A 20,795-nucleotide genomic window follows, 5' to 3' on the forward strand; every position below is an offset into this window, starting at 1 on the left:
CGACGAGCAACGAGCGGAGCCCGGCACGGAATCGTGCCGGGCTCCGCTCGTCGCGTGTGGGCGGATGGTGTCAGGCAGGGTTGCCCGTCGAGATGGTCACCTCGATGGTGCCCGGGTCCTTCTGGTTGACGTCCGAGCCCTGGGAGGGGAACTGGTTCAGGACGGTGCCGTCGCCCCAGGTGTTGTCGTCCTGCTTGTCGACCTTGATCTTCCAGCCGGCGGCCTGGATGCAGTCCTTCACGGAGTTGATGTCCTTGTACCGGAAGTCGGGCAGCTGGACCTTGTTGGGGTCGTCCCAGGCCTCCGTCGGATTCGTGCACTTCTCCTTGTCGATCACCCGGCTCCTGTCCGGCCCGCGATAGCCGGGCTTCTGGGAGCTGGACGCGGAGGCACTCGCCCCGCCCTTGCCGGTCTGGTCGTCGCTGCCGCTGTTCAGCGTCAGCGCGACGACCAGGGCGACGACCGCGACGAGCGACACGGCGACCGAGCCGATGATCACCGGCTTGTTGCTCTTGCCCCCGCCGGAGCCCGCGGCGGACGGCTGCTGCGAGACCGTGTACGGCGGCGGGGTCGACGCGACCTGCGGAGCCTGCGGGCCGTAGCCCATCGGAGGCGGCGTCTGGTAGCCGCCCTGCTGCGGGTAGCCGTAGGACGGGGCGGGTGTCTGCGGCGCGCCGTACGGGCCGGGGGTGTACGGCGTCTGGACCGGTCCGGGGGCCGTCGGGGCGCTCTGGCCGACCGGCGGGAACACCGCGGAGCCGACGCCCGCGCCACTCTGCGTCGGCGCGGCGCCCGACACGATGCTCGGCGCGGCCGCCTGGAAGGAGCCGGCGACGCGCAGGCACTCGTCCCGCATGGCCTCGGCGGTCGGGAAGCGCTCGTTCGGGTTCTTCTTCAGCGCGCGGGCGACCAGGGCGTCCACCGACGGCGGCAGGGACCGGTTGATCGACGAAGGAGCCACCGGCTCCTCCTGGACATGCGCGTAGGCGATCGCCAGCGGTGAGTCGGCGTCGAACGGCAGCCGCCCGGTGACCAGCTGGAACAGCATGATGCCGACCGAGTACAGGTCGGAGCGGGCGTCCACGCCACGGCCGAGGGCCTGCTCGGGGGAGAGGTACTGCGGGGTGCCGACGACCATGCCGGTCTGCGTCATCGACGTCACACCGGACTGCATGGCGCGGGCGATGCCGAAGTCCATGACCTTGACCACGCCGCGCTTGGTCACCATCACGTTGCCCGGCTTGATGTCGCGGTGGACCAGCCCCATCTCGTGGCTGATCTCCAGCGCGGCCAGCACGTCCGCGGTGACCTTGAGCGCCTTGTCGGCCGGCATCGCGCCGTACTGCCGGATGTCCTCTTCGAGGACCGAGCCCAGCGGGCGGCCCTCGACGTACTCCATGACGATGTAGGGCGTCGTCAGACCGCCGAGATCGTCCTCGCCGGTGTCGAAGACCGAGACGATATTGGTGTGCGTGAGCTTGGCCACGGCCTGGGCCTCGCGCCGAAAGCGCTCGCGGAAGGCCTGCTCCCGGCCGAGTTCCGTGTGGAGCGTCTTGATCGCGACCTGGCGGTCGAGCACGGCGTCGTACGCCAGGTGCACCGAGGCCATGCCACCCTCGCCGAGCAAGTCGCGCAGCTGGTAGCGGCCACCGGCCAGCGCCTGTCCCGCGTACCGCCCGTGTGCGCCGTCCTGGCTCATCTCTCCGTGTCCCCCACTGGCCGGCCGGCGCCTTCGCTCATCGCACGGGCCTTGATCGAATGTGTCATTCCCGGCCAAGTCTGCCCCAGGGCACTGACACGTCAAGCTCGGTGCCCGTTCCGTGACCGTACGCGCAAGAAGCGTCGCGCAAGCGTTACAGGGGGCGTACGACCAGTGCACAGAATTTGCACGACAGCGCGTGCTACGGGTTTCATGACCGGTCCGGCTCCGGTCGGTCCGGGTTCCGGTTCCGAACCGGTGGCTCGCGCGGAGGCTGTAGCGTGGCCGACGGAGACCGTGACAACACCGCGCGCACCGCGGGCAGAAACGACGGCGAGGACTGATGGCACAGACGCAGCGCGCCCAGGGCCCGTCCGACCCCGAGGCGAGTGGCGGCGGTATGTCGGACGCGCCGGAGTTGTGGGGCAACGGCGGGCTCGTCGGCGACGGCCGGTACCGGCTGACCCACCGGCTGGGCCGGGGCGGCATGGCCGAGGTGTTCGCGGCCGAGGACGTCCGTCTGGGCCGTACCGTCGCGGTGAAGCTGCTGCGCGCCGACCTGGCCGAGGACCCGGTCTCCAAGGCCCGCTTCACGCGTGAGGCGCAGTCCGTCGCCGGCCTGAACCACCACGCGATCGTCGCCGTGTACGACTCCGGCGAGGACTTCGTCGGCGGCCAGTCCGTGCCGTACATCGTCATGGAGCTGGTCGAGGGCCGCACCATCCGCGATCTGCTGCTGAACGCCGAGGCACCGGGTCCCGAGCAGGCCCTGATCATCGTCTCCGGAGTGCTGGAAGCGCTCGCCTACTCGCACCAGCACGGCATCGTGCACCGCGACATCAAGCCCGCCAACGTGATCATCACCGACAGCGGTGCCGTCAAGGTGATGGACTTCGGCATCGCGCGCGCCCTGCACGGCGCCTCGACAACGATGACGCAGACCGGCATGGTCATGGGCACGCCGCAGTACCTCTCCCCGGAGCAGGCGCTCGGCAAGGCCGTGGACCACCGCTCCGACCTGTACGCGACCGGCTGCCTGCTGTACGAACTCCTCGCGCTGCGGCCCCCGTTCACCGGCGAGACCCCGCTGTCGGTGGTCTACCAGCACGTCCAGGACATCCCCACGCCCCCGTCCCAGGTCTCCGACGCCGTGCCGCCGGAGCTGGACGGCCTGGTCATGCGCTCGCTCGCCAAGGAGCCGGACGACCGGTTCCAGACGGCCGAGGAGATGCGCGGCCTGGTCCAGTACGGCCTGCAGATGCTCTACGAGCAGGGCGCCCACACCGGCACCTGGAACACCGGCCCGGTGGAGGCCCATGACGGCCGGCACACCCCGGCGGCCGGTTTCGCGGGCACCACCGCGATGCAGCACCCGGGCGACTTCGGCGCCGGGACCGCGCAGATCCCGCAGCCGGTCCTGCCCCAGGGCTACGGCCACGGCGACGACGGCGGCTTCGAGGGGCACGGAAACAAGGGCAGCGGCCGCGGCAAGCTGTGGATCCTCGCCGTCCTCGCGGTCATCGCCATCGCGGCGGGTGTCGCGCTGGCGCTGAAGAGCGCGGGCACCGGTACCGGCACCCACCCCGGGACGGACACCAAGCCGGCGACGACGCACTCGAAGTCCACGAAGGACCACTCGGACTCCCCGCCCCCGTCGGACGACAACACCGACCAGCCCACGGACACCGACACCGACACCAGCTCGGACACGAGTTCGGGCGGGGGCGGTTACCCGCCGTCGGACCCGCAGACCTCGCAGTCGCAGTCCACGGGCCCCACCGACGAGCCGTCGGACCCGCAGACCTCCCCGTCGCAGTCCACGGATCCCACCACCGGCGGCACGGACACCGGCACCACCGACGGCGGCACGGACACCGGCACCACGAACGCCGGCACCGACACCGGCACCACGAACGCCGGCACCGACGCGGGCACCACCGACGGCGGCACCACCACCGGGAACACGGCGGACGGCGGCGCGGGCGACCCCACCGGTTGAAGGACACCCACCGCGCCCGTGACCGCGTCACCCTGAGGTGATCCGGCCGTCGCCGCGGGCGCGGGCGCGCCGGGGTGCCCCGGCCCGTGACCGCGGGCGCTCACCGTACGAACGCGTCGCACACCGCGTCGTACTCGCGTGTCCACCACACCGCGAGCGCCGACGCGGCCGGGAACTGGCAGTCCGCGCGCGTGTCGCCCCTTTCGTAGTGCCAGCGCAGCATCCAGAAGTCGTTCAGCCGCTCCCACCACACCCGGTGCACGGCCGCCGTCAGCTCCGCCGGCGTGGCGCGGGCCGCGCGCCGGTACGCGCGCGCGTAGGCACGCACTTTCGGCAGGTCCAGGGGGCCCGGGGGCCGGACGAAGAAGATCGCGGCGGCACGTACGGCCTCCTCGGCGCGGGGCTGCACGCCGAGCCGGTCCCAGTCGACGATGGCCGCCGGGGCGTCGTCCTTGTAGAGCAGGTTGAACGGGTGGAAGTCGCCGTGCACCCAGCCCACCGAGTCGCCGCGCGGCGGCCGCCGGTCCGCGTGCTGCTCCAGCAGCGCCCGGCGTTCCAGCAGCCGGTGCCGGGCGAGCTCGTCGAAGGCGTCGGCGGGGCGGTGCCGCCGTACGTGGGCGAGCAGGTCGTCGATGAGGGCGAAGGTGTCCTCCGGATCGGCGCTCTCCACGGGATGGGGGCTCGTAGCCGGGCGGGTGCGCCCCTTGGGGGGCATCACGCGCTCCAGACAGGCGTGTACGGCCCCCAGGAGCGCCCCCAGGCGTGCACTCTCCCCGAGCGTGAGCTGGCCGCCGTGACGGTGCCTGCCGTCGATCCACGGGTGCAGGGCGTAGGCATGGCCCCCGACGACGGCGACCGTCCGGCCCTCGCGGTGCGCGAGCGGTACGGAGACCGGGACGCCGAGGTCGGCCAGGCGCTGGGTGGCGCGGTGCCGGCGCTCGATGGCGGCCGGGTCCGCGGTGTCGGGGTCGAAGTGGTGCTTGAGGAAATATCGGCCGCGGGTGGTGCGCAGCCGGTAGCCGCGGTTCAGCAGGCCCTGGTCGACCGGCTCACAGGTGAGGGCGGTACCGGCGGCGTACAGGCGGAGCAGGGCGCTGAGAGGGGGCGCATGGGGTACAAGGGGTGGTACACAAGAGCGCGGCACGCCGCAGATGCTAGGGCACGAAAAGACGCTGTGAGCTGGGGCTTGTCACAGGCAGTCTCCGATGATCGCTTTCGGTCACACGGCAGGCTTTATCAGAGAGTTCCGGCACTTCCGCTTTTTTCCGCCTGCATTCGGGCGACATAAGCAGCGGTCCTGGAGGCGGCGCCGCATACCGGGTTTCACGGCGGACTCGACACGTAATTCTTGATCGACTTCTCGGCCGGAGGCAGTCGTTCGCCGGTCGGCGAGCTGAAATACGCTGATTTTTCATGCTTCGAGCAAGGAGTCGGTCTCCGACACAAACTCTTCCCGAGAGCTGGGTGTGCGGGATAACGTGCCGGTGCTCCGGCCTTTCGCAAGGCTGTGACCAGCGCGCTTCCAGCCTTCTCCGATTTACTTGGAAATCCAAGCAAAATCGCAGGTCAGGTGGGGTTTCACAGAAATGTGGAGCACTGGGTAACGTGATGGTTGCAGGGCGCTCGCCGGGGCACCTGTCACGCCTGTTCCCGGCCGAGTGGCACCCACCCCGTGCCCGGTGGTCGAGACAGGTGAGCCGCACTGGCCTACCGGCAACCCCGGGGGCCGGAACGACGGAGGAGCACACGTGACCGTGGACAGCAGTGCCGCGCGCAAGCCGCGACGCAGCGCCGCAGGCAAGGCCGGCACCACCGGCACCAAGACCGGCAGGGCCGGGACCGCGTCCGGAGCCACCGGCACCAAGCGCACCACGCGCGCCGCCGCGAAGCAGAGCGCCGAGCCGCAGCTCGTACAGCTGCTGACGCCCGAGGGCAAGCGGGTCAAGAACGCCGAGTACGACGCCTACGTCGCCGGCCTCACCCCCGAGGACCTGCGCGGTCTGTACCGGGACATGGTGCTCACCCGCCGCTTCGACGCCGAGGCCACCGCCCTGCAGCGCCAGGGCGAGCTGGGCCTGTGGGCCTCCCTGCTCGGCCAGGAGGCCGCCCAGATCGGCTCCGGCCGCGCGCTGCGCGACGACGACTACGTCTTCCCGACCTACCGCGAGCACGGCGTCGCCTGGTGCCGCGGGGTCGACCCGACCAACCTGCTCGGCATGTTCCGCGGCGTGAACAACGGCGGCTGGGACCCGAACAGCAACAACTTCCACCTGTACACGATCGTCATCGGCTCCCAGACGCTGCACGCCACCGGCTACGCGATGGGCATCACCAAGGACGGCGCGGACAGCGCGGTCATCGCCTACTTCGGCGACGGCGCCTCCAGCCAGGGCGACGTGGCTGAATCGTTCACCTTCTCCGCGGTCTACAACGCTCCCGTGGTGTTCTTCTGCCAGAACAACCAGTGGGCGATCTCCGAGCCGACCGAGAAGCAGAGCCGCGTGCCGCTCTACCAGCGCGCGCAGGGCTTCGGCTTCCCCGGCGTGCGCGTCGACGGCAACGACGTACTGGCCTGCCTCGCGGTCACCAAGTGGGCGCTGGAGCGCGCCCGCGACGGCGAGGGCCCCACCCTGGTCGAGGCGTACACCTACCGCATGGGCGCCCACACCACCTCCGACGACCCCTCCCGCTACCGGGGCGACGAGGAGCGGCAGTCCTGGGAGGCGAAGGACCCGATCCTGCGCCTTCGCCGCTACCTGGAGGCCTCGAACCACGCGGACGAAGGATTCTTCGCGGAACTCGACGCCGAGTCCGAGACGTTGGGCAAGCGAGTGCGCGAAGCGGTCCGCGCCATGCCCGACCCGGACCACTTCGCCATCTTCGAGAACGTGTACGCGGACGGGCACGCGCTCGTCGACGAGGAGCGCGCGCAGTTCGCCGCCTACCAGGCGTCGTTCGCGGACGCAGCTGAAGGGGGTCGCTGAGATGGCCGAGAAGATGGCGATGGCGAAGGCCATCAACGAGTCGCTGCGCCGCGCCCTGGAGGAGGACCCCAAGGTCCTGGTCATGGGCGAGGACGTCGGCAAGCTCGGCGGCGTGTTCCGGGTGACGGACGGCCTCCAGAAGGACTTCGGCGAGAGCCGCGTCATCGACACCCCGCTGGCGGAGTCCGGCATCGTCGGCACCGCGATCGGCCTCGCCCTGCGCGGCTACCGCCCGGTGGTCGAGATCCAGTTCGACGGCTTCGTCTTCCCGGCGTACGACCAGATCGTCACCCAGCTCGCGAAGATGCACGCGCGCTCGCTGGGCAAGGTCAAGATGCCCGTCGTCGTCCGCATCCCCTACGGCGGCGGCATCGGAGCGGTCGAGCACCACTCGGAGTCCCCCGAGGCGCTGTTCGCGCACGTGGCGGGCCTGAAGGTCGTGTCTCCGTCGAACGCGTCGGACGCGTACTGGATGATGCAGCAGGCCATCCAGAGCGACGACCCGGTGATCTACTTCGAGCCGAAGCGCCGCTACTGGGACAAGGGCGAGGTGGACCTTGAGGCGATCCCGGCCCCGCTCCACAAGGCGCAGGTCGTCCGCGAGGGCACCGATCTGACCCTGGCCGCCTACGGCCCGATGGTGAAGCTCTGCCAGGAGGTCGCGGCCGCCGCGGCCGAGGAGGGCAAGTCCCTGGAGGTCCTGGACCTGCGCTCGGTCTCTCCGCTGGACTTCGACGCCATCCAGGCCTCGGTGGAGAAGACCCGCCGCCTGGTCGTGGTCCACGAGGCACCGGTGTTCCTCGGCTCCGGTGCGGAGATCGCCGCACGGATCACCGAGCGCTGCTTCTACCACCTGGAGGCGCCCGTCCTGCGGGTCGGTGGCTACCACGCCCCGTACCCGCCGGCGCGTCTGGAGGAGGAGTACCTGCCGGACCTGGACCGCGTGCTCGACGCCGTCGACCGCTCGCTGGCGTACTGAGGAGAGGGTCGTGACGACGATGACGGAAGCGTCCGTACGCGAGTTCAAGATGCCGGACGTCGGCGAGGGACTCACCGAGGCCGAGATCCTCAAGTGGTATGTCCAGCCGGGTGACACGGTCACCGACGGCCAGGTGGTGTGCGAGGTCGAGACCGCCAAGGCGGCCGTCGAACTGCCCATCCCCTACGACGGTGTCGTGCGCGCACTGCACTTCCCCGAGGGCACCACGGTCGACGTGGGTACGGCCATCATCGCGGTGGACGTGGCGGGCGGAGCGGCGGCACCGGTGGCGGAACAGCCCGCGGCGCAGCCCGCGCAGCCGGCCGAGGAGGAGCCGAAGGCGCAGGGCCGCCAGCCGGTCCTCGTCGGCTACGGCGTGTCGACCTCCTCCACCAAGCGGCGCCCCCGCAAGGGCCCCGAGGTCACCGTCCCGGCCCCCGCACAGGCGATCCAGGCCGAGCTGAACGGCCACGCGCCGGTCATCGACAAGGCCCGCCCGCTGGCCAAGCCGCCGGTGCGCAAGCTGGCCAAGGACCTCGGCGTCGACCTGGACACGGTCACCCCGTCCGGCCCGGACGGCATCATCACGCGCGAGGACGTCCACGCGGCGGCCACGCCGAAGGCCGCCGAGCCGGTCGCCCCGGCCGCCACCGCCGCCCCGGCCGCCACCGCCCCGGTGACGCCGGCGCCGGTCGCCTCCTACGACGGCGCCCGCGAGACCCGCATCCCGGTGAAGGGCGTCCGCAAGGCCACGGCGGCGGCGATGGTCGGCTCGGCGTTCACCGCGCCGCACGTCACGGAGTTCGTGACGGTCGACGTGACCCGCACGATGAAGCTGGTCGAGGAGCTGAAGCAGGACAAGGAGATGCAGGGCCTGCGGGTCAACCCGCTCCTGCTCGTCGCCAAGGCCCTGCTGGTCGCCATCAAGCGCAACCCCGAGATCAACGCGTCCTGGGACGAGGCCAACCAGGAGATCGTGCAGAAGCACTACGTCAACCTGGGCATCGCGGCGGCCACCCCGCGCGGCCTGATCGTGCCGAACATCAAGGACGCGCACGACAAGACGCTGCCGCAGCTGGCCGCCGCACTCGGCGAGCTGGTGTCGACGGCGCGGGAGGGCAAGACCTCCCCCGCGGCCATGCAGGGCGGCACGGTCACGATCACCAATGTCGGTGTCTTCGGCGTCGACACCGGCACGCCGATCCTCAACCCCGGCGAGTCGGCGATCCTCGCGATCGGCGCGATCAAGCTCCAGCCGTGGGTCCACAAGGGCAAGGTCAAGCCGCGTCAGGTGACGACGCTGGCGCTGAGCTTCGACCACCGCCTGGTGGACGGCGAACTGGGCTCGAAGGTGCTGGCGGATCTCGCGGCGATCCTGGAACAGCCGAAGCGGTTGATCACCTGGGCGTGACGATCCGGCGCCGATAGCGCTGGAAACACGAGGGGCCGGCCGCAACACTGACTTGCGGCCGCCCCGCTCTCCTTCGAGGTCCGGCTCTCAGCTCCGGCTTCTTCGAGGTCCGGTTCTCAGCTCCGGTCGAGCACCTGCACCGGCGGTGGGCGGGCCTCTCAACTGCCGTAGATTTACCGCATGGTAACGGGGGAGAAGACCACAGCCCGGCATGCGAAGCCCAAGGCGACGGCGGGGGTCGGGCGCGCCTCCGCGCTCATGGCCGCCGGCACCGTCGTCTCGCGGGCCGGCGGTCTGATCCGGCAGGTGCTGCAGGGGGCCGCGCTCGGGACAGGGCTGCTCGCCACCACGTACAACACGGCCAACACCGTGCCGACCAGCCTGTACACCCTGCTGATCGGCGGCGCGCTGAACGCCGTGCTGGTGCCGCAGCTGGTGCGGGCCCGGGCGACGCATGCCGATGGCGGGCGGGCGTACGAGCAGCGGCTGGTGACGCTCGTCGTCAGCGTGCTGGCCGTCGGGACGCTGCTCGCCGTGTGGGCCGCGCCGGAGATCGTGAGCCTGTACATCAGGGATACGCCCAAGGAGCACGCGGCGTTCCGGCTGACCGTCGTGTTCGCCAGGTTCCTGCTTCCCCAGATCTTCTTCTACGGGCTGTTCGCGATCCTCGGCCAAGTGCTGAACGCACGGGAGAAGTTCGGCGCCATGATGTGGACGCCCGTGCTCAACAACGTCGTCCTCGTCTCCATGTTCGGCGTCTATCTCGGGATGATGACCGTCCCCCACTCCGTCGCCGACGTCACGGACGCCCAGGTCCGCTGGCTCGGTGTCGGTACGACCCTCGGGATCGCCGTACAGGCCCTCGCCCTCGTTCCCTTCGCGCGCGCCGCCGGTTTCCGGTTCCGGCCGCGGTTCGACTGGCGTGGCGCGGGGCTCGGATCCGGGGTCCACGCGGCCAAGTGGACGCTGCTGTTCGTGCTGACCAACCTGGTCGGGCTCACCGTCGTCACCAACTTCGCCACGGCCGCCGACACACGACTGCCGAACGCGGGCGTCGGCTACACGGCGTACAGCACCGCGCAGACGATCTGGATGCTGCCCCAGTCGATCGTCACCGTCTCCCTGGTCACGGCGCTGCTGCCGCGTATGAGCAAGGCGGTGGCCGAGGGGCGGACCGGTGATCTGCGTGCCGACCTGTCCCGGGCGCTGCGGGTCAGCGGGGTCGTCATCGTCCCTGCCGCCTTCCTCTTCACCGCGCTCGGGCCGGACATCGCCACCCTCCTGTTCGCCCATGGCGCCGCCGATCCCGCCAGCGCCGCGCCGCTCGGCCATATGCTCCAGGCCTTCGGGCTCGGGCTGATCCCGTTCTCGGCGCAGTACCTGCTGCTGCGCGGTTTCTACGCCTTCGAGGACACCCGTACGCCGTTCTTCATGGCCGTGTGGACCCAGGCGGTGAACATCGCGCTCGCCACCGCCTGCCATCTGCTGCTGCCGGTGCGATGGGCGGTCACCGGCATGGCCGGTGCCTACAGCGTCTCCTACGTCGCCGGACTCCTCCTCACCGCCCGCCTGCTGGCCCGCCGCACGGGCGGCCGGCTCGACGACGGCACCCTGCGCCGCACCTACGCCAAGCTGCTGTGCGCCGGAGGCGGCGGTGCCCTGGCCGGCTGGGCGGCGGCACGGGGCTGCGCCGGTGCGCTGGGGGACGGCACGGCGGGGGCGGTCCTGACGACCGTCGCCGGCACGCTCGCACTGGGTCTCGGCTATCTGGTGGTGGGCAAGGCGCTGAAGATCGGTGAGCTTCGGCGGATCCCCGGGCTCCGCTGACGGCGACCGCTTCGACTCCCTCTCCGGCGACCATCCCTGACGTGGCATCAGGGATGCGTGAGGGTGCGGTCGGGGACGTCACGGATGGTGGTGGAGTGGTCGCGGCGGCACGCTGGTGACATGACGAAATCCGCTGCCGCTCGCCCCGGTTCCTCTCCCGTCCGCCGTGCCGCCGCCTTCGCGGGCGCCGCCGTCCTCGCCGGTACGGCGGCGGTGTGCGCGCCGGGTGTCGCCTACTCCGCGCCGCGTGTCACCGCCGCCACGGCGACCGATTTCGGTGACTGCCCGGCCCTGCCCGACGGCGTCGACCCGAGCCGGTGGAGATGCGAAGTGCACACGGCGGCCCCGCGGTTGACCCTGGGCAGCGTCACGGTGAACCTCGCCACGATCACCATGACGCATGCCGAAGGCCCGATGCCGGACGGCAGCGACGGGCAGGTGTGGGGCGCGATGCACAGCTCGCCCACCGCCCTTCCGGGAGGACTGACCGGCACTCCCGCAGGCGATCGCACGGCCGTCCTGGGGCTGGCGATACAGCCGGAGTACGGCGGCCGGTCCGACTTCTACACCGGACGGTTCAGCCTCCGGTTCCGGCTCATCGGCCCGCTGGTATCGCACGCCTGCACCATCGGGACGGGCGCTCCCGTCGACTTTCAGCTGAAGCGCTCAGGTCCCTCCCGGTGGGTCTCCCAGGACCCTCCGGTGATCGAGTTCTCGGCGTACGACGACACGTTCGCGGCCCCGGCCGCCGGACACTGCGGGCCGCTCACCGCAGCCCTGAACCGGCGACTCGGTCTGCCGGCCGCCCAGGGGAACCGGCTGTCGTACGACGCCTCCTACACCTTCAAGACGTACGACCAGCTCCCGGCCGAGCACGACAAGGAACAGAAAGGGGGGAACCTTTCGCGCTGACCCGTACTCCTGACCCGGCAGCGCGGGCCCGAGGGGGGACCGCACCGGCCCGAGAGGGGTCACGGATGGCACCGCACAGCGAACGTCCGCTGCCGAACGACGGGCGTGCCGAGCACCGTTGGCCGACCGTACGCGGCATCCGGCTGCATCTCGCCGAGTACGCCGGCACCGGCACGCCGCTGCTGATGCTGCACGGCTTCCCGCAGCACTGGTACGCCTGGCACAAGGTCGCCGGACAGCTGTCCGAGGGGTACCGGCTGCTCTGCCCGGACCTGCGCGGCTTCGGCTGGTCGCAGAGCACACGGCGCGGTTACGACATGGACGGCCTGGCGGACGACGCACTCGCACTGCTCGACGCGCTCGGGCTGGAGCGGGTCGGGCTGGTCGGGCACGACTGGGGAGCGCATCTCGGGTTCCGGCTGTGCCTGCGCGCGCCGGAGCGCTTCACCGGATATCTCGCGCTCAACATGTCCCACCCGTGGCCCCGGCACCGCGCGGTGCTGCCGAACCTGTGGCGGCTGTGGTTCACCGCGTTCGTCGAGTACCCGGTGCTGGGGCGGGCCGTGCTGCGGCACTGGCCCGGCTTCACCCGCTTCCTGCTGCGCCACCAGGTCGCCGACCCGGCGGCCGTGTGGACGGACGCGGAGATCACCGAGTACGCCGGGGCCACCTCGCACAGCGCCGCCGCCGTCCAGTCCCTGTTCTGGCAGTACGTCCTGCACGACATACCGGCGCTGGTGCGGGGCACCGCGCGGCGGCAGCGGCTGACCGTGCCGACGCTGCTGCTCGGCGGTGCGCGGGACAACGTCGTCGTGCCGTCGATGCTGGCGGGCGCCGAGCCGTACGCCGACGCGCTGCGGGTGCGGCTGGTGCCGGGGGCCGGTCACTATCTGCCGCAGGAGCGTCCGGAGCAGGTGGCGGAGGCGATCCGTGACCTGTTCACCCCCTTCGGCCGAGGCACACAGGAGGTCTGACATGGCGCGGGAGGTCTAACGCAGTGCCGCCCGCTCGGCGAGCCGGTCGATGAACGCCCGTCCGCGCCGTTCGCCGAGCAGCCGGCCGTAGAGCCACTGGGCGGGTCGCAGGACGGTGGGGCGGGTGGCGCCCAGGACGGCGAAGCGGGTGCCGTCCGCCTCCGGGGTGGCCGCCATGCCGCCGACGACGAGGCGGGACTGCATCAGGCACCAGCCGGGCGCGAGCCGGACCTCGAAGGGCTCCGTCAGGCCGGAGCGGCCCACGGCCAGCGCCGGTGTGCGGTCCGTGTCGCCGGGCGGCACCCGGAACTCACGCAGAAACGGCAGCAGGTGCGGCAGTTCGGCCTCCAGGTCCGCGGCCACCGCCCACACCCGGTCGTAGGGCAGCGGCAGATGCTCCTCGGCGTACAGGCCGGCGTGCAGCCCTGCGGCCAGCACCCGCAGCCGCAGCACCGGATCGGAGGAACTCATCGTGACCACGCCTTCCGGAAGGAGGAACGGGCCCGGCTCAGCCGGGACTTGACGGTGCCCTGGGGTACGCCCAGCAGACCGGCGACGGTGGCCTCGTCCAGGCCCTCCAGCTCGCGCAGGACCAGGACCGCGCGGTGCCGGACCGGCAGCCGCGCCAGGACGTCCCGGACGTCGGCCGGCAGCTCCCCGTCGGCGTCCGCGCGCAGTCCGCCGAGCCGGGCCAGGTCGGCGGGGTCGGCGGGTTCCTCGGCCGGGGCGCGGCGGGCGACCCGTACCGCCTCGCGCACGGTGGCCGTACGCACCCAGCCGTAGAAGGCCCGCGGATCGCGGAGCGTGCGCAGGCCCTTGAAGACGGCGAGCAGGGACTCCTGGACGGCGTCGGCCACCTCGTGCGGCGCGATCGGGCGGCACAGCCGGGTCACGTACGGCGTCACCAGCGCGAGCAGTTCGTCCATGGCCAGGGCGTCCCCGTCCTGCGCGGCCCGCACCAGCGCGGCGGCCGCGTCCCAGGGGGCCGCCCGGCCGCCGTCCTCCCCCTGGATCCCCTGGATCCCCTGGATGTCCTGGCGGTCCATGCCCGGATCAGGCTCTCCGGAGCAGTGCGTTCAGCAGGGACGCGCCCCGTTCGGCGTCGTCCACGCTCACCGCGAAGTCCGTGCGGCGGCCCCGGGGGCGTACGACCAGGCAGTCGCCGGCGCGGAGCATGACCGTCGTGCCGAGGCCGCTGAGGCGGTAGCCCCAGCCGCCGACCTGGGACGGCAGCCGGTGCTCGGCGCGGGCGGACTCGATGGCGGCCGGGGACCAGCGGCGGACGGGCCAGCCGAGCGGGCCGAACGACACCTCCAGACCCGCCTCCGACACCTTCGCCTGGGCCGAGGAGAAGACGGCGCCGGCGAGGGCGGTGACGCCGCAGGCCGCGCACACCAGCCACAGGGCGGCGGAGCCGGACAGGCCGACGGCCAGCGCCACCAGGGCGCCGACGGAGACCAGGCCGGCCAGCGCGGCCGTCAGCTGCAGCCAGGGGTTGGCCGCACGGGAGAACCACACCAGCCGCTCGCCCTCGGGCAGGTTCAGTTCCGGGGCGGCGGTGACCGGTGTCGGGGTGGGCCGGGTGCTCCAGCGCCAGGCCACCACGCCGGCGATCACCGCCGGCACCAGGATCAGCACGACGTCCAGGGCGGGTTCGCGGGCCTCGTGCCAGTCGGTGCGGTCGAGGTTGGCGCGGACGATGGACGCCTGCGCGCCGACGAGCAACGTCGCCAGGGGCGCCAGCGCGATCAGCCGCCAGGGGCGTACGGCCGGCCAGGAGCGGCGCCAGCGCACGCTCACGGCGAGGGCGATCAGCAGCCAGACGCCGGCCGGGAAGAGGGAGGCCGCCCACAGCGGCGCCGAGCCGTCGGGGGTGTCGCCGCCGCTCCAATGGGTGGCCAGTCGGTCGGGCAGCCGGTCGTGCGCGGCCCAGGGAAGGCTCACGAGCAGGGCGGCGACGGCCGCCGCGCATCCCGCGCCGCCCCAGAGCGCGGCGCGGGTCCGGCCGCTTTTCGGATCGTGCCCGTTCGTCATGTCGTCCCCCGGATCATCTCGATGAGGTCGGTGCGGCTGTAGCCGAGCCGGGATGCCTCCGCGATCAGCTCCCGCACCCTGATCTGCAGTCCGGAGCGTCCGTCCGCCCCCTCGGCGACGGTGATCCCGCGGCCCCGGCGAAACTCCAGCAGGCCCTCGTCCCGCAGTTCGCGCAGGCCGCGCAGGACGGTGTTGACGTTGATGTCCAGCGCGGTGGAGAGGTCGCGGGCCGAGGGCAGCCGGTCACCGGCGCGGCACTCGCCCTCGGCGACGGCCCGCCGGATCGCCGCCGCGACCTGCTCGTGCAGGGGGCGGGTGTCGCTCTTGTCCAGACGCAGCAGCATGGTGCTAATGAAACTAGCACTATCAGCTTCATCGCGCATCCGGCGGCGGGTTTCCGGGCAGCAGAACGGGCCCGCCGCTCGCGCGACGGGCCCGTCAGTGCCTGGTGGCGAATCAGCCCAGCTTGGCGAAGCTGTAGTTGAGGAGCTTCGTGGCGTCCGCCGCGCGCTGTGCGTACGTGGTGGAGGCCAGGACGGTGCCGATGACCGTCTTGCCGTTACGGGTGGCGGCGAAGACGAGGCAGGCACCCGCCTCGGGGCCGGAGCCGGTCTTCACGCCGATGGCGCCGCTGTAGCTGGAGAGCAGCGTGTTGGTGTTGGTCCACGTGCCCATCGTGCGGGTGCTGCCCGTCTTGGTGATCGTCTTGGCGGTGTACGCCTTCGTCTTGACGATCGTGCGGAACGTGGAGTTCTTCATCGCGCTGCTGGCGATCTTCGTCAGGTCGCGCGGTGTCGAGTAGTTGCTGCCGTTGCCGATGCCGTCGAAGGAGTCGAAGTGCGTGTTCGTCAGGCCCAGGCTCTTCGCGGCGGCGTTCATCTTGCCGATGAAGTTGCTCACGCGCGCGGCACGGGTGGAGCCCGAACCGTAGGTGTCGGCGAGTGCGTAGGCGGCGTCGCAGCCGGACGGCAGCATCAGGCCGTACAGCAGCTGGCGGACGGTGACCTTGTCGCCGACGATCAGGTGGGCCAGCGAGGCCTGGTTCTTTACGACGTAGTCGCTGTACGCCTGCTGGATCGTCACCTTCTTGTCGAGGTTGAGGTTCGACTGCGCGAGCACGACCTTGGCGGTCATGATCTTGGTGGTGGAGCCGGTGGAGCGGCGGGTGTCCGCCGTCTTGGTGTACAGCGTCGAACCGCTCGCGTTGTTCATCACGAAGCCGCCCTTGGCCACGATCGAGGGCGTGGTGACGGCCTGAGCGGGCGCCGCGGTGAGGGCACCGGTCGCGAGCAGCGCGCCCGAGGTGACGGCGACGGCGGCGGCTCTGCGAAGACGTGTGGCGTGTGTGCCCTTGATGCCGGTAATCAAAGTAAAATACCCCGATTGTCGTGAATGCCCCTGGAGTGCGGCCCAGTTGAGCTGGCGGGAGCAGGGAGCCGCACGTGTGAGACACGTAAGTAGCACAGAAAGTTGTGCCGTCGCTGCGCGGGGCCCTCGTTTCACGTCCGGATGCTGGACGGCGCCCCCGTATGCGTACGTGTTGTATCTATCCTGTGGGCATGCAGACGGCCGTACAGCAACCCGCACGCCGGCACGACAAGCCGCCGCCCGCCGCAGACCGCGTGTACGCCCACGTCAAGCAGGGCGTCCTCGACCGCCGCTACGAGGGCGGGACCCTGCTCACCGAGGGCGAGCTGGCCGAGGCCGTCGGGGTCTCCCGCACGCCCGTGCGGGAGGCGCTGCTGCGGCTGGAGGCCGAGGGCCTGATCCGGCTCTATCCGAAGAAGGGCGCCCTGGTGCTGCCCGTCTCAGCGCAGGAGATCGCCGACGTGGTGGAGACCCGCCAGCTGGTCGAGGAGCACGCCGCCCGCAAGGCCGTACCCGCCCCGCCCGGGCTGCTGCGGCGCCTGACCGAGCTGCTGGAGCTGCAGAAGACGCAGGCCGCCGCCGGTGACCTGGCCGCGGCCGCGGTGACGGACCGCTGCTTCCACGCCGAGATCGTGCGCAGCGGCGGCAACGAGATCCTGTCCCGCCTCTACGACCAGCTGCGCGACCGCCAGCTGCGGATGGGCGTCGCCGTCATGCACTCCCACCCCGACCGGATCGCCAAGACGCTCGCCGAGCACGAGGAGATCCTGGCCGCGCTGCGCGCCGGGGACGCGGAGGCCGCCGTCGAGGTCGTGCATCGGCATGTGAGCTGGTTCGAGCACCTCGCCCGGGGTGAGGTGCGATGAGCGGCCCGTCGAGGAACGTCACTCTTCCGGGTGATCCGCCGGGCGGCCGGCGCGCCGTCACCGTGTGGTGCACGGGCGTCGCCGTTTACTTCGTCGCCGTCATCTTCCGTACGTCCCTGGGCGTGGCCGGACTCGACGCGGCCGACCGCTTCCATGTGGGCGCCTCCGCCCTGTCGACGTTCTCCATCCTGCAGCTGCTCGTCTATGCCGGCATGCAGATACCCGTCGGCCTGCTGGTCGACCGGCTCGGCACCAAGAAGGTGCTCAGCATCGGCGCCGTGCTGTTCACGGCCGGACAGCTCGGCTTCGCCTTCTCCCCCTCGTACGGCACCGCCCTCGCCGCCCGCGCCCTGCTCGGCTGCGGTGACGCGATGACCTTCATCAGCGTGCTGCGGCTCGGCAGCCGCTGGTTCCCGGCCCGGCGCGGCCCGCTGGTCGCGCAGCTCGCCGGGCTGGTCGGCATGGCGGGCAACCTGGTCTCCACGCTGGTCCTCGCCCGGCTGCTGCACGGCATCGGCTGGACCCCGGCGTTCGCCGGCAGCGCGCTCGCCGGTGTCGTCGTCCTCGTCCTGACCCTGCTGTTCCTCAAGGACCACCCCGACGGGCACGAGCCCGAGCCGTCGCCGCACCAGGGCGCGGCCTACGTCCGCCGGCAGATCGCCGCGGCCTGGCGGGAGCCCGGCACGCGTCTCGGGCTGTGGGTGCACTTCACCACCCAGTTCCCGGCGATGGTGTTCCTGCTGCTGTGGGGCCTGCCGTTCCTGGTCCAGGCACAGGGGCTCAGCCGCACCACGGCGGGTGAGCTGCTCACTCTGGTCGTGCTGTCCAACATGGTGATCGGGCTCGTCTACGGCCAGATCGTCGCCCGGCACCACGCGGCACGGCTGCCGCTGGCGCTGGGCACGGTCGGGACGACCGCGCTGCTGTGGGCGACGACGCTGGTGTACCCCGGCGAGCGCGCGCCCATGTGGCTGCTGGTCGTGCTGTGCACGGTGCTGGGCGCCTGCGGACCGGCCTCGATGATCGGGTTCGACTTCGCGCGGCCGGCCAACCCGCCCGAGCGACAGGGCACGGCGTCGGGCATCACCAACATGGGTGGGTTCATCGCCTCGATGACGACGCTGTTCGCGGTCGGGGTGCTGTTGGACGCCACCGGGGACGACTACGCCGTGGCGTTCAGTGCGGTGTTCGTGCTGCAGGCACTCGGGGTCTCGCAGATTCTGCGGCTGCGGGGGCGGGCCGCGCGGCGGGAGCGGGAGCGGTTGGTGGCGAGCCGGGTGGAGACGGTGCACGTCCCCGCGGCGTAGCCGCGTCCCCCCAACGCGCGGTGCTCCGTCGGCGGCGCTGCGCCCGTGCTGCTGCTGTCAGGGCTACGGCGTCACCGCGAAGTTGCGCAGGATCGCCGCCGCCAGGTCCGGGTCGCCCTCCGTCTTCACACGGTCCGCCACCGCCTCCGGGGCGACGCGGCCGCAGGCGAGGCGGACGTACGTCTCCCAGTCGAGGGTGAGGGAGGCGGCCGGGCCGAGGGCCGGGGTGGTCTCCAGGGTGCCGCGGCCCTGGATGTCGACGCGGATCGTGCGCAGGAACTCCACCGGGCCGTGCACGTCGAACACGATCGCCGAGCTGCGCGGCGCGCCCGCGTCCTTCGCGACGACCTTCGGCAGCGCCTCCAGCAGGACGTCCCGCACCACGGCCGCGCCGGGCGAGTCCAGGTTGCCGGGCCGGCCGAGGGCCGTGCGCAGGTCCTGCTCGTGCACCCACACGTCGAACGCCCGGGTGCGGTAGGCCTGCTCCAGCGTGATCTCCGCGCTCAGCGGGCCGCGCACCGTGGTGCCGGGGTCGCGGGACTCGCCGCGCAGCTGGCGGTTGCGGCGGATGACCGTGTATTCCAGCTCGGCCGTCATCTCCGGCGCCGTGTGGTGGCGGCGGACGTCGACCTGCACCTCCATGTACCGCTGGTGCTCGGTGGTGACGTGGAAGAGGTCACGGGGCAGCGAGTGGATGGGACGCGGGTCGCCGAGCATCTCGCAGTCCAGGCCGATCACATGGGACACGAGGTCCCGCACGGACCAGCCCGGGCACGGGGTCCGCCGGTTCCACTCCCCTTCCGCGAGCGACTGGACCATCTCGGATATCGCGTCGATGGAGTGGGTCCAGGCGTCGGCGTAGGGCTGGAGGGTGGGATGCAGACTCACGGAACGGGACCCCTCGGCGGTCGGTACACGGGCAGGTTGTGGCGGCGTTGCCAGCGGGCGGCGGCGCACTTCGGTGGGTGTCTGGGACGCTAAGTTACGCTGCTTGCAGGCACCCCGGCAGTGCTTTCGTGTGACGATCGTAGGCCTGTATGGACGACTCGAATGCCAGGACGGTGGTAGTGTGCGCGCCTCGCTGATCCAGATCGCCGTGAACGAGGACGAATCGGTCGACTCCCGGCGGCAGCGGGTGGCCGCCCTGGTGCGGGAGCAGGCCGGCGCCGACCTCGTGGTCCTGCCCGAACTGTGGACCACCGGTGCCTTCGCCCACGAGGAGTTCGGCCGGGAGGCCGAGCCGCTCGAAGGGCCGACGTACGAGACGATGGCCAAGGCGGCGAGCGACGCGGGCGTCTGGCTGCACGCCGGCTCCATTCCCGAACGGGACCCCGACGGCCCCCTCTACAACACCTCGCTCGTCTTCTCCCCCTCCGGTGAACCGGTCGCCGCCTACCGCAAGATCCATCGCTTCGGCTTCGACAAGGGCGAGGCCGTGCTGATGGGAGCCGGGCGGGACCTGGTGACGGTCCGGCTGCCCGGGACCACGCTCGGCGTGGCCACCTGCTACGACCTCCGTTTCCCCGAACTCTTCCGCGGACTCGTCGACGCCGGCGCCGAGACGCTGGTGATCCCGGCGGGCTGGCCCGAGCGGCGACGCGCGCACTGGACGCTGCTGGCTCAGGCGCGGGCGGTGGAGAACCAGGCGTTCGTGCTCGCGTGTGGAACGGCCGGGACCCATGCGGGAGTTCCGCAGGCGGGTCACTCGATCGTGGTGGATCCGTGGGGCGAGGTGCTCGCCGAGGCGGGCCCGGACGAGGAGGTCCTCACGGTCGACTTCGACCCGGCGAAGGTGGCGGCCACACGCGAGCAGTTCCCGGCCCTGAAGGACCGGGTCCTGGGCCTCGAACCCCCGCGCCGCTGAGCGCACTTCGAGCCGCCGGCGGCGGGGCCGGTCAGGAACCGTGGGAGTGGACCGGCTGCCCGCCCAGGCTCGTCAGCCGGTCTCCCGTTCCTTCTGTGCCAGATGGATCACGCATACCGCCACCGCGATGAGCAGGGCCGGGTCGGCGTCCTCGCGCAGGATGTCGACGCCGTACGTGTCCCGCAGGTGCAGCCAGCGGCGGGAGATCACCGCGAGGAGTTCACCGTCGTACTCGATGGCGAACTCGTGGTCGAGGATCTTGCCGCTGACGTCCAGCTCGGCGCCGTCGGCCAGGGACACCCGGTAGTGGTTGCGCAGCAGCGACAGCCGTTTGCGCCGGATCGTGGCGAGCCCCTCGCCGTCCCGCTCGATCACCATGGTGTCGCGCAGCGCGAACATCTTCTGGTGGATGTCGACCAGGACGCGCCCCTGGGCGTCCTTCAGCTCGAAGGTGTCGCGCAGCCGCATGGCCTTGCCGTCGACGAGGAACACCTTCCGGCCGTGCTCGTCCTCGATCCAGTAGTCGTCACCGATGCCGAGAAGCCGGTCGCGTACGAGGAGTCTCATGCGG

At 71.6% G+C, this 20,795-nt stretch carries 19 protein-coding genes; 10 read left to right on the top strand and 9 right to left on the bottom strand.

The annotated features are described in order from the left end of the window. Positions 1–70 precede the first annotated feature (70 nt). Positions 71–1,699 (bottom strand): Stk1 family PASTA domain-containing Ser/Thr kinase, encoded by a 1,629-nt coding sequence (locus IE244_RS21885; protein ID WP_191875230.1) that lies wholly within the window; start codon positions 1,697–1,699, stop codon positions 71–73. Positions 1,700–2,042: 343 nt separating this feature from the next. Here IE244_RS21885 and IE244_RS21890 point away from each other — a divergent pair, with 343 nt between their 5' ends. Beyond that, positions 2,043–3,698, top strand: coding sequence for a protein kinase domain-containing protein (locus IE244_RS21890; RefSeq protein ID WP_191875231.1), 1,656 nt, complete (start codon positions 2,043–2,045; stop codon positions 3,696–3,698). Positions 3,699–3,798: 100 nt separating this feature from the next. Here IE244_RS21890 and IE244_RS21895 read toward each other — a convergent pair whose 3' ends face one another. Continuing rightward, positions 3,799–4,842: a phosphotransferase gene (locus IE244_RS21895; protein ID WP_191875232.1), complete on the bottom strand. Its 1,044-nt coding sequence runs from the start codon at positions 4,840–4,842 to the stop codon at positions 3,799–3,801. A gap of 604 nt (positions 4,843–5,446) precedes the next feature. Here IE244_RS21895 and pdhA point away from each other — a divergent pair. The 6 genes from pdhA to IE244_RS21925 all read left to right on the top strand — a co-directional run bounded on the left by pdhA (position 5,447) and on the right by IE244_RS21925 (position 12,785). Then, entirely contained in the window at positions 5,447–6,682 is a 1,236-nt protein-coding gene (pdhA, locus tag IE244_RS21900) for a pyruvate dehydrogenase (acetyl-transferring) E1 component subunit alpha (protein ID WP_191875233.1), read from the top strand. Position 6,683: 1 nt separating this feature from the next. Then, positions 6,684–7,661, top strand: coding sequence for an alpha-ketoacid dehydrogenase subunit beta (locus tag IE244_RS21905; RefSeq protein ID WP_191875234.1), 978 nt, complete (start codon positions 6,684–6,686; stop codon positions 7,659–7,661). A 10-nt stretch (positions 7,662–7,671) separates the two neighbouring features. Further along, on the top strand, positions 7,672–9,072 hold the full coding sequence (locus IE244_RS21910; RefSeq protein WP_191875235.1) for a dihydrolipoamide acetyltransferase family protein: 1,401 nt from the start codon (positions 7,672–7,674) through the stop codon (positions 9,070–9,072). 180 nt (positions 9,073–9,252) lie between these two features. Next, positions 9,253–10,899, top strand: a complete 1,647-nt coding sequence (gene murJ / locus IE244_RS21915; RefSeq protein WP_268252905.1) for a murein biosynthesis integral membrane protein MurJ — start codon at positions 9,253–9,255, stop codon at positions 10,897–10,899. 120 nt (positions 10,900–11,019) lie between these two features. Next, positions 11,020–11,811 (top strand): hypothetical protein, encoded by a 792-nt coding sequence (locus tag IE244_RS21920; RefSeq protein ID WP_191875236.1) that lies wholly within the window; start codon positions 11,020–11,022, stop codon positions 11,809–11,811. Between the two features lie 65 nt (positions 11,812–11,876). After that, positions 11,877–12,785, top strand: a complete 909-nt coding sequence (locus IE244_RS21925; protein WP_191875237.1) for an alpha/beta fold hydrolase — start codon at positions 11,877–11,879, stop codon at positions 12,783–12,785. Positions 12,786–12,800: 15 nt separating this feature from the next. Here IE244_RS21925 and IE244_RS21930 read toward each other — a convergent pair whose 3' ends face one another. The 5 genes from IE244_RS21930 to IE244_RS21950 all read right to left on the bottom strand — a co-directional run bounded on the left by IE244_RS21930 (position 12,801) and on the right by IE244_RS21950 (position 16,187). Continuing rightward, entirely contained in the window at positions 12,801–13,256 is a 456-nt protein-coding gene (locus IE244_RS21930) for a hypothetical protein (RefSeq protein ID WP_191875238.1), read from the bottom strand. Then, positions 13,253–13,831 carry an RNA polymerase sigma factor gene (locus IE244_RS21935; protein ID WP_191875239.1) on the bottom strand — a complete coding sequence of 193 codons (579 nt, stop codon included), beginning with the start codon at positions 13,829–13,831 and terminating at the stop codon, positions 13,253–13,255. The genes IE244_RS21930 and IE244_RS21935 overlap by 4 nt, the downstream gene beginning before the upstream one ends. A 7-nt stretch (positions 13,832–13,838) precedes the next feature. Continuing rightward, on the bottom strand, positions 13,839–14,819 hold the full coding sequence (locus IE244_RS21940) for a DUF1648 domain-containing protein (RefSeq protein WP_229854261.1): 981 nt from the start codon (positions 14,817–14,819) through the stop codon (positions 13,839–13,841). Next, entirely contained in the window at positions 14,816–15,163 is a 348-nt protein-coding gene (locus tag IE244_RS21945; RefSeq protein ID WP_191875240.1) for a GntR family transcriptional regulator, read from the bottom strand. Before IE244_RS21945 ends, IE244_RS21940 begins: the two co-directional genes overlap by 4 nt. Before the next feature lie 112 nt (positions 15,164–15,275). Then, the gene (locus tag IE244_RS21950; RefSeq protein ID WP_191875241.1) at positions 15,276–16,187 is read right to left on the bottom strand and encodes a D-alanyl-D-alanine carboxypeptidase family protein; all 912 of its coding nucleotides are present in this window, start codon (positions 16,185–16,187) and stop codon (positions 15,276–15,278) included. Positions 16,188–16,378: 191 nt separating this feature from the next. Between IE244_RS21950 and IE244_RS21955 the strand changes: the two genes are divergently transcribed. Continuing rightward, positions 16,379–17,053 (top strand): GntR family transcriptional regulator, encoded by a 675-nt coding sequence (locus IE244_RS21955; RefSeq protein WP_191875242.1) that lies wholly within the window; start codon positions 16,379–16,381, stop codon positions 17,051–17,053. Then, on the top strand, positions 17,050–18,360 hold the full coding sequence (locus tag IE244_RS21960; protein WP_191875243.1) for an MFS transporter: 1,311 nt from the start codon (positions 17,050–17,052) through the stop codon (positions 18,358–18,360). The genes IE244_RS21955 and IE244_RS21960 overlap by 4 nt, the downstream gene beginning before the upstream one ends. Positions 18,361–18,423: 63 nt before the next feature. Here IE244_RS21960 and IE244_RS21965 read toward each other — a convergent pair whose 3' ends face one another. Beyond that, on the bottom strand, positions 18,424–19,248 hold the full coding sequence (locus IE244_RS21965) for a maleylpyruvate isomerase family mycothiol-dependent enzyme (RefSeq protein ID WP_191875244.1): 825 nt from the start codon (positions 19,246–19,248) through the stop codon (positions 18,424–18,426). A 181-nt stretch (positions 19,249–19,429) separates the two neighbouring features. On the opposite strand from IE244_RS21965, the gene IE244_RS21970 reads away from it, so the two are divergent. Beyond that, entirely contained in the window at positions 19,430–20,224 is a 795-nt protein-coding gene (locus IE244_RS21970) for a carbon-nitrogen family hydrolase (RefSeq protein ID WP_191875245.1), read from the top strand. Positions 20,225–20,296: 72 nt separating this feature from the next. Here IE244_RS21970 and IE244_RS21975 read toward each other — a convergent pair whose 3' ends face one another. Next, positions 20,297–20,791, bottom strand: a complete 495-nt coding sequence (locus tag IE244_RS21975; protein WP_191875246.1) for an LURP-one-related/scramblase family protein — start codon at positions 20,789–20,791, stop codon at positions 20,297–20,299. Positions 20,792–20,795 lie beyond the last annotated feature (4 nt).

The organism is Streptomyces filipinensis, from assembly GCF_014649495.1.
Lineage (GTDB): Bacteria > Actinomycetota > Actinomycetes > Streptomycetales > Streptomycetaceae > Streptomyces > Streptomyces filipinensis.

Bases quoted from the DNA above. Each gene is read 5' to 3' on its own strand.
- IE244_RS21960 (WP_191875243.1), top strand. From the start codon at position 17,050: ATGAGCGGCCCGTCGAGGAACGTCACTCTTCCGGGTGATCCGCCGGGC.
- IE244_RS21925 (WP_191875237.1), top strand. From the start codon at position 11,877: ATGGCACCGCACAGCGAACGTCCGCTGCCGAACGACGGGCGTGCCGAG.
- murJ (WP_268252905.1), top strand. From the start codon at position 9,253: ATGGTAACGGGGGAGAAGACCACAGCCCGGCATGCGAAGCCCAAGGCG.
- IE244_RS21920 (WP_191875236.1), top strand. From the start codon at position 11,020: ATGACGAAATCCGCTGCCGCTCGCCCCGGTTCCTCTCCCGTCCGCCGT.
- IE244_RS21955 (WP_191875242.1), top strand. From the start codon at position 16,379: ATGCAGACGGCCGTACAGCAACCCGCACGCCGGCACGACAAGCCGCCG.
- IE244_RS21930 (WP_191875238.1), bottom strand. From the start codon at position 13,256: ATGAGTTCCTCCGATCCGGTGCTGCGGCTGCGGGTGCTGGCCGCAGGG.
- IE244_RS21905 (WP_191875234.1), top strand. From the start codon at position 6,684: ATGGCCGAGAAGATGGCGATGGCGAAGGCCATCAACGAGTCGCTGCGC.
- IE244_RS21945 (WP_191875240.1), bottom strand. From the start codon at position 15,163: ATGCTGCTGCGTCTGGACAAGAGCGACACCCGCCCCCTGCACGAGCAG.
- IE244_RS21885 (WP_191875230.1), bottom strand. From the start codon at position 1,699: ATGAGCCAGGACGGCGCACACGGGCGGTACGCGGGACAGGCGCTGGCC.
- IE244_RS21935 (WP_191875239.1), bottom strand. From the start codon at position 13,831: ATGGACCGCCAGGACATCCAGGGGATCCAGGGGATCCAGGGGGAGGAC.
- IE244_RS21940 (WP_229854261.1), bottom strand. From the start codon at position 14,819: ATGACGAACGGGCACGATCCGAAAAGCGGCCGGACCCGCGCCGCGCTC.
- IE244_RS21890 (WP_191875231.1), top strand. From the start codon at position 2,043: ATGGCACAGACGCAGCGCGCCCAGGGCCCGTCCGACCCCGAGGCGAGT.
- IE244_RS21975 (WP_191875246.1), bottom strand. From the start codon at position 20,791: ATGAGACTCCTCGTACGCGACCGGCTTCTCGGCATCGGTGACGACTAC.